Annotated in this window: 13 protein-coding genes; 10 read left to right on the forward strand and 3 right to left on the reverse strand. The window is 40.0% G+C overall.

Annotation, left to right across the window (positions count from 1 at the left end; translation table 11 throughout):
* The first annotated feature begins 9 nt into the window (after window positions 1-9).
* Together NCY30_RS10450 and NCY30_RS10455 are read left to right on the forward strand one after the other, a co-directional pair.
* On the forward strand, window positions 10-936 hold the full coding sequence (locus NCY30_RS10450; RefSeq protein WP_118310079.1) for a carbohydrate ABC transporter permease: 927 nt from the start codon (window positions 10-12) through the stop codon (window positions 934-936).
* 18 nt (window positions 937-954) lie between these two features.
* Window positions 955-1,779, forward strand: a complete 825-nt coding sequence (locus tag NCY30_RS10455; RefSeq protein ID WP_118225245.1) for a carbohydrate ABC transporter permease — start codon at window positions 955-957, stop codon at window positions 1,777-1,779.
* Between the two features lie 109 nt (window positions 1,780-1,888).
* On the opposite strand, the gene NCY30_RS10460 is transcribed toward NCY30_RS10455, so the two are convergent.
* The 3 genes from NCY30_RS10460 to NCY30_RS10470 form a co-directional block, all read right to left on the reverse strand.
* Window positions 1,889-2,533, reverse strand: coding sequence for a YesL family protein (locus tag NCY30_RS10460; RefSeq protein WP_118225244.1), 645 nt, complete (start codon window positions 2,531-2,533; stop codon window positions 1,889-1,891).
* Between the two features lie 30 nt (window positions 2,534-2,563).
* Window positions 2,564-4,279, reverse strand: coding sequence for a sensor histidine kinase (locus tag NCY30_RS10465; protein WP_118310081.1), 1,716 nt, complete (start codon window positions 4,277-4,279; stop codon window positions 2,564-2,566).
* A gap of 67 nt (window positions 4,280-4,346) precedes the next feature.
* Entirely contained in the window at window positions 4,347-5,072 is a 726-nt protein-coding gene (locus NCY30_RS10470; RefSeq protein ID WP_118310082.1) for a response regulator transcription factor, read from the reverse strand.
* A gap of 298 nt (window positions 5,073-5,370) precedes the next feature.
* Here NCY30_RS10470 and NCY30_RS10475 point away from each other — a divergent pair, with 298 nt between their 5' ends.
* The 8 genes from NCY30_RS10475 to galE form a co-directional block, all read left to right on the forward strand.
* Window positions 5,371-6,717: an ABC transporter substrate-binding protein gene (locus tag NCY30_RS10475; protein WP_118310083.1), complete on the forward strand. Its 1,347-nt coding sequence runs from the start codon at window positions 5,371-5,373 to the stop codon at window positions 6,715-6,717.
* A 35-nt stretch (window positions 6,718-6,752) separates the two neighbouring features.
* The gene (locus NCY30_RS10480; RefSeq protein WP_028088569.1) at window positions 6,753-7,655 is read left to right on the forward strand and encodes a carbohydrate ABC transporter permease; all 903 of its coding nucleotides are present in this window, start codon (window positions 6,753-6,755) and stop codon (window positions 7,653-7,655) included.
* Window positions 7,656-7,657: 2 nt separating this feature from the next.
* Window positions 7,658-8,500: a carbohydrate ABC transporter permease gene (locus NCY30_RS10485; RefSeq protein WP_055283891.1), complete on the forward strand. Its 843-nt coding sequence runs from the start codon at window positions 7,658-7,660 to the stop codon at window positions 8,498-8,500.
* Between the two features lie 49 nt (window positions 8,501-8,549).
* A complete protein-coding gene (locus tag NCY30_RS10490) occupies window positions 8,550-9,581 on the forward strand; it encodes a Gfo/Idh/MocA family protein (RefSeq protein WP_028088567.1) in 1,032 nt (343 codons plus the stop codon).
* Between the two features lie 115 nt (window positions 9,582-9,696).
* Window positions 9,697-10,251, forward strand: a complete 555-nt coding sequence (locus tag NCY30_RS10495; protein ID WP_155515231.1) for a hypothetical protein — start codon at window positions 9,697-9,699, stop codon at window positions 10,249-10,251.
* A gap of 87 nt (window positions 10,252-10,338) precedes the next feature.
* Window positions 10,339-11,265, forward strand: a complete 927-nt coding sequence (locus NCY30_RS10500; protein ID WP_055283887.1) for a nucleotidyltransferase family protein — start codon at window positions 10,339-10,341, stop codon at window positions 11,263-11,265.
* On the forward strand, window positions 11,266-12,384 hold the full coding sequence (locus tag NCY30_RS10505; RefSeq protein WP_173784923.1) for a phosphotransferase enzyme family protein: 1,119 nt from the start codon (window positions 11,266-11,268) through the stop codon (window positions 12,382-12,384).
* Between the two features lie 11 nt (window positions 12,385-12,395).
* Window positions 12,396-13,143, forward strand: a 748-nt coding sequence (gene galE / locus NCY30_RS10510; RefSeq protein WP_250818723.1) for a UDP-glucose 4-epimerase GalE, incomplete at its 3' end; no start/stop codon positions are given.

Raw genomic sequence — 13,143 nt, forward strand, 5'->3', positions numbered from 1 at the left:
TGAAAAGATATGGCTGAAGGTAAATCAAAAACAGGCGTAGTGAAAAAACGGGCGAGTAAGAGAGAGAAGAAGGATTGGATTGCGGCGTATATATTTATTGCGCCGGTTACCCTCGGCCTTCTGGTGTTCTATATCTGGCCATTTATCCAGAATATCTGGTTTAGTTTTAATGAAGTAAGTAAATTTAATGTCGCAACTTTTTGCGGTCTGGCAAATTACCAGAAATTATTCCATGATGGCGAAGTATTGAGAACATTCGGAAATACATTGAAGTACGTTGTGGTTACGGTTCCGGTTGGATTGTTCTTATCAATCCTGATCGCAGCTCTTCTGAACTCCAAGATTAAAGGTACCTCTATCTACCGTACATTGTATTTCTTACCATCCGTAACCATGGCAGCAGCTGTTGCTATGGTATGGAAATGGATCTACAACGAGAAAATGGGTATCTTAAACAGTGCGATCCGTGCACTGGGTGGAAAAGGTATCGGCTGGCTGACAGATCCGAAAATTGCATTATATAGTGTTATGATCGTAGGTCTCTGGATGTCGGTTGGATATAACATGATCATCCTGCTTGCAGGTATGCAGGGAATTTCAAAATCTTATTACGAAGCAGCACAGATTGACGGAGCAGGACCAATTCAGTTATTTTTTAAGGTAACGATTCCTCTTCTGACACCAACGATCTTCTTTGTGATGATCACATCCATCATCAGTGGATTCCAGGTATTCGATGTCATTTATATGATGATCGGAAAAACGAATCCGGCATATGCAAATACGCAGACGGTTGTTATGTTATTCTACCGTCAGGCATTTGATTATGGATACAAAGGCTATGCAGCAGCAATTTCAATTCTGATCTTTGCAGTAATCATGCTGGTAACAGTGATCCAGATGATCGGTCAGAAAAAATGGGTAAATTATGATTAAGAGAGGAGGAGAAGAAAAATGAAGAGTAAAAATTCAAGAAAAATAATTGTACATATCTTACTTCTCCTTGGAATTACGATTACGGTATTTCCGTTTGTGTGGATGATCCTGACTTCTTTTAAGACAGTCGGAGAGGCCATGCAGATACCGCCGACCATTTTCCCGAAGAAGTTTCTGACAGATGCGTATTCATCTATCGTAACAGCACTTCCGTTTGGAAGAGTATATTTGAACACAATTATATCAACTGTGGTAACAACTGTTGTACAGGTGCTGTTCTGCTCTATGGCAGCTTATGCATTTGCAAGAATCGAATTCCCGTTTAAGAATGCGATCTTTGTACTGGTGTTATCTGTACTTATGGTACCGGGTCAGATATTCCTGATCCCGCAGTACCGGATTGTTCAGAGTCTTGGACTTCTGGACACGATACCGGCATTGTTCCTGCCAAACTTATTCAGTGCATTTGGAACATTTCTTCTGAGACAGTTCTTTATGTCATTGCCGAAGGAACTGGAAGAAGCGGCGTTGCTGGACGGTTGTAACCGTTTCCAGATCTTTGGAAGGATCATGCTTCCACTTACAAAAGCAGGTATCGTATCGTTGGTAATCTTTACAGCGAAATTTGCATGGAATGATTTCATGTGGCCATTGATCGTTAATACGTCTATGGATAAGATGACACTTGGTCCTGCTCTTTCGACATTACAGGGACAGTATACAACCAAGTATCCAATGCAGATGGCAGGAGCCGTAATGGCGGTTATCCCGATCATTGTATTGTTCTTCATCTTCCAGAAACAGTTTATTGAAGGTGTGGCACAGTCAGGAATCAAGGGCTAGAATATGAATAGTTATAAGAGGATGAGATAGCAGGTCTTGTCCTCTTTTTATATGAAATAGAGACCATCCGTTATGTCAATAACAGGATAGTCTCTTATAGTTTTTACAATTATTCTATATTGTCCGGGGATTCCGGCTCATATTTTTTGAATATCCGGTCAAACAGAATACTGTAGATAAATGCTACTACAGAGAATCCGCAGATCCCGCTGATCACAACGACCAGAGCGAATGTCTTAACAGAGCAGGCGCATAAGTACAGGATCAGTCCGGCAATCACCAACATTACCAGTGTATACGGCAGGTGTCCGAATGTCATAAAAACTGCATTTTTTAACGCCTGTGTTGTACTGCACACAAAATGTGAGATGATCGGAAAGACATATAAGAATACAGATAATGCAACGAGACATACACACCAGAGGAGCATGCGTATCACTGCAAACAGTGTTGTATTCTGTGAATTGATGATGTAAAAATCCATTCCAAGAAAGATAAAGACCAGAATGGAAAATATCCATATCAGTGTACCTTGTTTAAAATTCTGACGGAATGATTTCCAGAAATTCTGCCAGATGTAGGGGTCCTCACCACGAACCATCTTCAGTGTCACATAGGAAAGTGCGCTGGTGGATGCACCGATGGTGATGATCGGAACACAACTGAAGATAAAGATCAGGTTCAATAGGATCAAATCAAATATTTTTGCGATGAACTCCATAATAGGGTTATCAGGATTAAAAAAACGACTCATGACATATGTCCTCCTGGGAAGTAAAAAATACTAAGTTGTAGTTTGCTGCTTTGCATTCAGATGCAAAGTGACAGAAGTATGATTTGGGATACTGTTAATGGAGAGACCATAATTATTTCCTTCATAAAGTCTTATCTTATTATGGATATTGATCACACCGATATTGTCAGAGGTTTCGGAAGATGAATTGTTAATAAATGTGATTTCCTCTTCCAATTTTCGAGTCAGATCGTACAATTTTTCTTTGGAAAATCCGACTCCATTATCTGTGACAGTAATATACAGATCATCTTCTGATCTGGTAGTCTTTATGGTGACGATGCCGCCTTCCTCAATCTCATCCAGACCGTGGAAAATAGCATTTTCTACAATTGGCTGCAGAATCATTTTTGGAATCAGGCAGTCTTTTGTATTCTCAGAGACTTCCAGTTTATAAGTGATCCTTCCCTGAAAACGAACTTCGATCATATACAGATATTTGTCGATGATATTCAATTCATTTTCCAAAGGAACAAGAAAAGCACCTTTGATAGAATAGCGGAACAAATCTGCCATATTTGTACAGATTTGTGCGACTTCCGGAATATCATGCATCAGAGAAATCCCACGCATACATTGTAACATATTATAGAGAAAATGTGGGTTGATCTGGCTTTGATATGCATAAATTTGCGTCTGCTTTTTATTTAGTTCCATCTCGTAAATTCGCGCCTGTGATTCAATGTCACGCTGGTTCAGAGAAGAAATCCTGTCAAGCATATGGTTCACATGAGAAGTGATGGAGCCAATTTCGTTTTTTAAATTTGTCTGAAGGTGTAGTTCATTATTTTTATAGTCAAGATTTTCGATCGTTTCATTCAGTTGATGAATCGGATGGATAATCAGGTGTTGTACAGCAAGAATAACTAACAGTATGTATACAAGAAGCAGAATCGCAAGTGAGAGCAGGAGTTGAGATTCCTGACCCTGTAAAAGATGAATCTGTCCGTTATAAGCGATGGCAGTGATATCCAGATTACTATTGGAAAGTTCCATGGTTTTTTTGAAGAATTCAAAATTATTCCGTGCCGGGATATGTCTTCGGGCAACGGCATTAGAATACAATATCTGATTGGTAGTCCGGTCAGAGATTGTCAGTGAAATATCTGTGGATGCATTTACCAGTTTATATAATGCATCAGTTTTGCAGATGATGGCGATGTTGCCAACGTATTTTCCAAAGTTTTCGGAAAATGAAGTAAGATATATCGGTGCAAAATACATCATGTAAGGGGTGTCGGTTGCGGGCTGTATGTAAAAATGAAAATAAGAGGCTGTATCATTCCGGCTGTCTTGAAATTGATTTACAACAAAATCTTCCATATCAGCAGGAATGTAGCTGATCAGACTTGTTACAGAAGTCTGATCCCACATAAGGATATCTATCAGTCCCGGAGTGTAAGACTGCGCCATGCCAATCAGTTCGGAGTAAGACTGCCGCTGGAGCTGATGAGAATCAGAAGATGAACTTTCAAGATATGCCTGTGTTTCTTTTTGAGATGAAAATACAGTGGCTGTTTTCTTCATACTGGTGGTCATGGAAGAGACATTTACATTAATATTTTCAAGTGTAGAGATACAATAGTTCTTTAATTCCTCATTCTGACTCTTGTGCAGACGGATAATGATACAAAAGTTAATTACGAGAATAATACAGACCGGAATTAACAGAAGTGCAATAAACTGGCGGGAAAGCGATTTTTTCATAAGTATCAAACCTCGCAGATATCTTTTTGGTGTTCAAATAAACGGTAAAGCCGTCATTGGCTGTTTTTTAATGTGGAAGAGTACGATATTCTTTTGGAGAATATTTGCAGTATTTTTTAAATACTTTGCTGAAATAAAAGTAATCTTTAAAACCAACCAGGGAGGCAATCTCTTCCAGAGAATAATTGGAATTATGAAGCAGGTTCTGAGCTTCCGTGATCCGAAGTTCTGTAAGATAAGCGGAAAATGTCTGGCCAAGATATTTTGTAAAAAGTGAGCAGCAATAATTCGGATTCATATTAAACTCTGCGGCCAGAGATTTTAATGTCAGTTTTTCTGAAAAATGAGTGATTATATAGTTCCTCAATCCTTCAAAATTGTCATCAAGATAGGACGGCTCCGGTGTAATAGTCTTTCGGCTGTCGAGATGATTCTTGGCACGGTTCAGTGCTTCGGAGGTTTCATGTGGATCCAGTGGCTTCAGACAATATCCGGCAACGCCGTAAGAAATTGCCTCCTGTGCATAAGAAAAGTCACTGTGACCACTGACAATAATGAATTCACAGTTAATCTTCTGACTACGGACACTTTTGATGAGTTCCATTCCCGTCATTCCAGGCATTCGGATATCTGTAATAACCAGGTCAGGCTTCTTAGAGATAATGGCAGGAAGTGCTTTCTGCGGTGTCCGATAAGAGCCGACAATTTCAAATCCCATATCTTCCAGAGAAAAAGTTTTTTCTATATCAATGATTGTCCAGGGTTCATCATCGATGATAATTGCTTTATACATAATGCGTACACCAACTTTCACAAAAATCTACAATATTGTGCACAAAAATCCTACTTAAAGTATAAATTCAATATCTATTAAAAAGCAAGCAAATTTATAAATATAATAAAACATCAAGACAGTTGATGAATACATGGATGAAATATCAGTATGTTAAATAAGTATCAAGAATATTCAGAAAAAATGTAAAATACTCATAAAAAAACACAAAAAACTGAGTTAATTACATGTCAGTGAAATATCGAATTTTATATAATTAAATCAACAAAAAACGACCATAACAAAAGGAGGAGATGTTATGAAAAAAAGAAGAAAAGTTCTTTCAGTTATGCTTTGTGCGGCAATGATAGCTAGTCTGGCAGCCTGTGGAAGCAAGGGCGATGACAAAAAAAGCAGTGATGATGGTGGAAAAGTAAAGCTGACATTCTCAACATCTGTATATGTTGAAGAACCACATCAAAAAGCAATCGATGCATTGCTTGAAGCATACAGCAAAAAAGAACCAAATGTAGAAATTGAAATTCTTGGAGCTGGTTATGATGGATATTGGGATAATATCACAACTGAGATTCTTTCAAACAACGAAAGTGATATGATCCAGGTATATCCAGAAAACATTTCTACATATAATGCAATCCGTGATGGCGGAACATTCATGGATCTTTCAGAATATATGAGCGACGATCTGAAAGAAAAACTGGTCGGACAGGATATGTGTGATGTAGATGGACAGACACTGGCAATCTCCAGTTATGCGTGGGGAACAACCGGAATCTTCTATCGCAAATCTATGTTAAAAGATGCAGGCGTAAATCCGGATGAGATCAAGACACAGGAAGACTTCAGAAAAGCATGCAAGAAGTTTACAGACGATGGAAAATATGCAATGGGCGTTGTATCCGGAACACATGCATTCACAGTCAGTGAGTGGAATCGTCTGATTGCAAGACCGGTATCAAACGGACTGTACTTCCCGAACGGAGAGTCAGAGCCATATACAGCGGACAATGTAAATATTAATGCACCTGAAAATGTATGGGCAGCTCAGTGGTGGCAGGATTTTATCTTGAAGGATAAAGCAGCAAAACTGGTTACAGATAAGAAAGACTCCAGAGAAATGTTCTGGAACGGAGATGTTCCATTCAACATGGACGGTCCTTGGTTTGTGGGAATGTGCAAAGAAAGAGATGAGTCTTTAATGGATGATATCGGAATCATTCCACAGTTTGACGTTGTATATGACGGAACAACATATAAACCGAATCCGACAAATTATCCACTTGTAACAATGATCAGCAAGAATTGCAAACATCCAAAAGAAGCTTATGCATTCCTTGAGTGGATGACAACAGATGAAGCACAGAAGATCATCGCTGACTGCGGTATGATCCCAAGTAACACAGATTACTCTACAAGTGATGAATATATTCAGAATCACGAGTTAGAGCATAAGATCGTTGAGTTCATGCAGAACAACTACACAGATCTTGTAGCTGACCCTAACATCTCGCAGCTTGGAGAAATTTCTCAGATCATGCTGGATGCAGCACAGAAGATGTTCTCAGAGCAAGCAGCGGATGTACAGGAAGAAATGGATTCGGCTCAGAAACAGGTAGAAGAAGTTATGAGCAGAGATGCTGAATAGTAAGTAGAAAAGATTAAGTAAGGAGTGGTCCATCAATGAATCAGACAAAGAAAAATGGTAATTGGAAAAGAAAAATGGAACCATATGCCTTCCTTGTTCCACTGGTACTGATATTATTCCTGTTTCTGGTTATCCCGTTAGTAAAAGCAGCAATCATGAGTTTTCAGTATTATTACGTAACAAAACCATCGCCAAACGGACACTATTTTGTGGGACTTGAAAATTACGGAAAAGTATTACAGGATGAATATTTCTTCAATTCCGTAAAAGTAACACTGATCTATATCGTAGTAACTGTTGCAGGAAGATATATTATCGGATTTATTACAGCATTGTTATTAAATACAAAGTTTTTGGGACGTGGTCTGGCACGGGCACTGATCATCATTCCGTGGGCTGTTCCGGAAGTTGTAGCATGTCTGGTATGGATCTTAATGTATGACAAAGATTATGGAATCATTAATTTTCTGTTGAATAATGCCGGAATTTTGTCACATAATATCGCATATCTTCAGGATGTGTCGGTTGCTCTTCCGGCAGCAATGGTTGTTAACATATGGAAAGGTTTTCCGTATGTTGCAATCATGCTGCTGGCAGGCATGCAGAGTGTATCTACAGATCTGTATGAGGCGGCAGATATTGACGGTGCGACAACATTTCAGAAAATCCGTTACATCACGATTCCGGCAATCCGTTCGGTATCAACAACAGTATTCTTACTGTTGATTATCTGGACGATCAAGGATTATGCAATCGCATACGTACTGACAAAGGGAGGTCCATCAAGGGCGACAGAACTTCTGACCATTTACATACAACAGACAGGATTTAAATACTTTGATTTTGGAAAGGCTTCGGCGGCTGGTATGCTGATGCTCCTCGTAGCGCTGGCATTCACATTCTTCTATTTCAAGGTCCTGAATAAGGAGGAGGAATAGATATGAAAAAAAGAACAGGTAGAAAGGTAATTACAGTAATTTTGGTTGTTATTGTGTGTATGTTCGCACTGTTCCCGTTTGTATGGATGATTTCGACATCATTTAAAACGGCAGGAGAAGTATACAGCAAGACACCGTCCTTTATCCCAAAGGCAGCAACTATGCAGGGATACAAAGAGATGCTTACAACCCATTCCACAACATTTAACTTTATGCAGTGGTTGGGAAACAGTGTAATAGTATCACTGTTGACAACAGCATTTTCCATGATCATTGCTACATTAGGCGGCTATGGAATTTCAAGATTCCGTTTTCGTGGAAGAGGATTTTTATCTTATTTTATATTAACAACACAGGTACTTCCGGGATCACTGTTGATCATTCCATTATATGTAATTATGGGGAATCTGCAGCTTCTGGATACAAAGATTGGTCTGGTAGCAGCTTACTGTACATTCTCCATTCCATTTTGTACATGGATGATGAAGGGATTTTTCGATACGATACCAATCTCCCTTGAAGAAGCAGCAAGAGTGGACGGAGCAGGAAGATTCAGAATTTTTGCAACGGTAATCCTGCCGTTGACAGTACCGGGTTTGGTAGCAACGGGTATCTTTTCCTTCATCAATGGATGGAACGAGTATTTATTTGCCAGCACATTTATGAAGAGTTATGAAAATTGGACGCTGCCAATCGGAATTGCAAGCTTCTCAGGACAATATGCGACGAACTGGGGAACATTGATGGCGGGAGCGGTGCTGATCACCTTGCCGGTAGTGATCATGTTCTTATTACTGCAGAAACATCTGGTAAGTGGTATGACCGCTGGAGCGGTAAAACAATAAACAACAGCAATATTTTTAATGTGATAAAAGTGAACAGGAGGATGCAATTATGGAAATTAAACAGATCAGAATGGGTATTGTAGGAGCTGGTACATGGGGACGCACACATGCGTCAATATATGCAGAACATCTTTTTGCAGATCCGGTAGCAATCTGTGATATGAATGAAGCGAGAGCAAGAGAGATTGCAGACGAATTTGGAATCCGTAAAGTATATACAGATTATCATGATATGGCAGCTGATGAGGAGATTGATGCAGTTGCAATCGTAACACCTGATTTTGCACATGCTGATATTGCCTGCGCTATGGCAGATGCAAAGAAAGATATTCTGATCGAAAAACCGTTAGCAACAACAAAAGAAGATATTGCAAGAATCTGTGAGGCAGTAGAGAAAAATGGTGTACGCTGCATGGTAGACCTTCATAACCGATGGAATCCACCGTTTAATACGGCAAAACAGGAGATTTCTTCAGGAAAACTCGGAAAACCATATACAGCATATATCCGTCACAGCGATGTGAAATGGGTTGCAACAGATATGCTTTCATGGGCTTCTAAATCTTCTATCTTATGGTTCCTTGGAAGTCATAGTCTGGATTCCTTAAGATGGCTGGTAGGATCAGAAGCAAAACGAGTATATTCGGTTAAGAAAGAAGGCATCTTAAAAGGACTTGGCGTAGATGTACCGGATATCTATCTTACAACAATTGAATTTGAAAATGGCGTAGTAGCCCATATGGAAAACGGATGGGTAACACCAAACGGAAACCGTAATATTAACGACTTCAGATGCAGTGTCATGTGTACAGAAGGAATGATCAGTCTTGATCTTTCCAGCCACAACCTGATCGAGGAAGTAACAGAAGAGAAGGCAACTGTGCCGGATATTCTGGTATCAAATATGGTATTTGACCGTTGCAAGGGTCTGTCTTATGAAAGTATCAGAGATTTCGTAGATCGTCTGGTAGATGGAAAAGAATTCAGAGTAACTTTGGAAGATTCCAGAAGAACTGCGCTTGCAATCATCGCAATTCTTGAATCAGCAGAGACGGGAATGCCGGTAGAAGTTGAATATTAATCGTATGAATAAAAAAGAAAGCGGGAGAGAATGGGAATCTGTTCTCTTCCGCTTATTTTTGCCCGGAAGTATGATATAATGAAGAACAGTGATGAAAGACAAGGAGGAAGTATATTTGGACAAAAATTTTGGTTCAATGCCGTTGGGAAAAAAGGTAGAATATCTATGGATGTACTATAAGATATGGCTGGTCATACTTGCAGTGGTAATCGGTGTTATCTACCTTGGCTGTACGATGTACAAGGGCAGACATACGACAGTTCTTCTGAATGTAGCGGTCACAGGGGGCGATTCGCAGAAGGCAGAAGAATTGAACAAAGATTTCTGTAAATACGCAGGCATTGACGAAAAGGACGGGATCATCCGGATACAGGCGAATATTCCGGAAGATGGAGGGAGCCTGTCCTCAAAGACAGCGCTGACAACGCTGGTAGGCGCAGATGCAGTGGATGTACTGATCTGTAGAGAAGATGTATATCAAGAGTACAAAAAACAGGATGGTTTTCAAGAAACCATTGATTTTCCGGAAGATAATATGCTTAAAAAGAAGAAGATTATTTCTTATGATGATGCGCATGCGGCTATTATGGTGAATGCACGGAATAAGAAAATGGCAGAAAAATTCATCAGTTATCTGGAACAATTAAACCACATAAATAATGCAAATTAAGAAAATAATAGGATAAAGATTTCTGGAAATAGTTATACTACAATGAATCTAGAAACGAAAGATCCTAAAGACATGGAGGTAATTATAATGAATAAACCAGTATTAGTGATCATGGCAGCAGGAATGGGAAGCAGATACGGAGGTCTGAAGCAGTTAGATCCTGTAGACAATGACGGACATATTATCATGGATTTTTCCATGTATGATGCAAAGAGAGCCGGCTTTGAGAAGGTCGTATTCATAATCAAACACGAGATCGAAGAAGAGTTCAAAGAGCATGTGGGAAAACGTATGGAAAAATACATGGACGTAGCATATGCTTATCAGAATATCGACAACATTCCGGAAGGCTATGAAGTACCGGAAGGACGTGTAAAACCTTGGGGAACAGCACATGCTGTGTACAGCTGTATGGATGAGATTGACGGACCGTTCGCAGTGATCAATGCAGATGACTATTATGGAGTAGAAGCATTCAAGCTCATCTATGATTATCTGTCTACACATGCAGATGATGATAAGTACAGATATACAATGGTCGGATATCATCTTGCCAATACGGTAACGGACAACGGATATGTATCCAGAGGTGTATGTGAGACGAATGAGAATGGAGAATTGATATCCGTAACAGAACGTACCAGAATCGAAAAGTACAACGGCGGCGTTGCATACACAGAAGACGACGGTAATACATGGGTACAGGTACCGGATGATATAACGGTATCTATGAATATGTGGGGATTTACAAAGAGCATCTTAGAAGAGATCAAAGCTGGATTCCCGGCATTTCTTGACAAAGGACTGCAGGAGAATCCTATGAAATGCGAGTATTTCCTGCCAACTGTAGTAAGTAATCTTCTTGCGGAAGACAAAGCAACAGTATCGGTACTGAAATCCGCAGATAAATGGTATGGAGTAACTTATAAAGAAGATAAACCGGTTGTGGTTGCAGCCATTCAGAGAATGAAAGACGAAGGACTGTACCCGCAGCATCTTTGGGAGGGAAAATAAATGAATCCTGTAACACGGGAACAAAGAGATGAAGCGATTGCACATTTTAAATATGAAGGAACATTAGTAAAGGACTGTCCATACGGAAGCGGACACATCAATGATACATTTCTTCTGATATTCGAGATTGCCGAGATGGGAAGAATCAAAGTCATTCTTCAGAGAATGAATTCTACGGCATTTCCAAAACCGGTAGAAGTCATGGAGAATATCACAGGAGTAACGTCATTTCTGAAAAAGAAGATTATAGAAAATGGCGGAGATCCGGAACGTGAGACATTGAATGTGATCCCGGCGGTTGATGGGAAACCATATTACATAGATTCTACGGGAAATTACTGGAGATCTTATAAATTTATTACCGATGCAAGTACCTATGATCTGGTAGAGAAGCCGGAGCAGTTTTATGAAAGTGCGGTGGCATTCGGGAATTTCCAGAGTCTGCTGTCTGACTATCCGGCGGAGACACTGCATGAGACGATAGAAAAGTTCCATGATACGAGAAACCGGTTTGCGCTGTTTAAGAAATCAGTGGAAGAAGATGTTATGGGAAGAGCAGCTTCTGTAGAGAAAGAGATCCGGTTCGTTCTCGAAAGAGAAGAGATTGCTAATTGTTTTGCAGAAATGCTGGACAGGCATGAGCTTCCACTTCGTGTTACACACAATGATACAAAATTGAATAATGTTATGCTGGACGATAAGACCGGGAAAGGAATCTGTGTGATCGATCTGGACACAGTTATGCCGGGGCTTGCGATGAATGATTTCGGGGATTCCATCCGTTTCGGTGCAAGTACGGCACTGGAAGATGAGACAGACCTTACGAAAGTATCCTGCAGTATGGAATTATTTGAATTGTATACGAAAGGATTTTTAAAAGGATGTGCCGGAAAGCTGACAGCTAAGGAGATCGAGCTGATGCCGATGGGTGCAAAGACGATGACATTTGAATGTGGCATGCGTTTCCTTACGGATTATCTGCAGGGAGATAAATATTTCAGGATACACAGAGAAGGTCATAATCTTGACAGATGCCGTACCCAGTTCAAGCTTGTTGAAGATATGGAACAAAAGTGGTATACTATGAACGAAATCGTGAAAAAGTATAGTAACAACTAGGAGGTACTATTGTGGCCAAGAAAATATTAATTACCGGAGGAGCCGGTTATATCGGAAGTCATACGGCACTGGAACTTCTGAATGAAGGATATGAAGTGGTTGTATATGACAATCTTTGTAATTCATCTAAAGAATCTTTAAAAAGGGTAGAAGAGCTTACCGGAAAGACGATTACATTTTATGAAGGGGATGTAATGGATGAAGCTGCATTGAAGGCAATGCTGGAAAAAGAAGGCGTAGATGCGGTTATCCATTGTGCAGCACTGAAAGCAGTCGGAGAATCCGTACAGAAGCCATTAGAGTACTACCGTAATAATATAACAGGAACTCTGACACTGATGGATGTTATGAAACAGACCGGTGTTAAGAATATTGTATTCAGTTCTTCTGCAACTGTATACGGAAGTCCGGAAGAGATGCCGATCACAGAGGAGTGTCCGAAGGGACAGTGCACGAATCCTTATGGATGGACAAAGTCTATGATGGAACAGATCATGACAGATGTACAGAAGGCAAATCCGGATATGAATGTCATCCTGCTTCGTTATTTCAACCCGGTCGGAGCGCATGAAAGCGGACGTATCGGAGAAGATCCAAAGGGAATTCCGAATAATTTGATGCCATATATTTCGCAGGTGGCAGTAGGAAAGCTTGAAAAACTCGGCGTATTCGGAGATGACTATGACACACCGGACGGAACCGGAGTCCGTGACTACATTCATGTAGTAGATCTTGCAAAAGGACACGTAAAAGCAATTA

It is taken from the genome of Dorea sp. MB18-49, from assembly GCF_023669465.1.
In the GTDB taxonomy this organism is placed as follows: Bacteria; Bacillota; Clostridia; order Lachnospirales; family Lachnospiraceae; genus Dorea_A; species Dorea_A longicatena.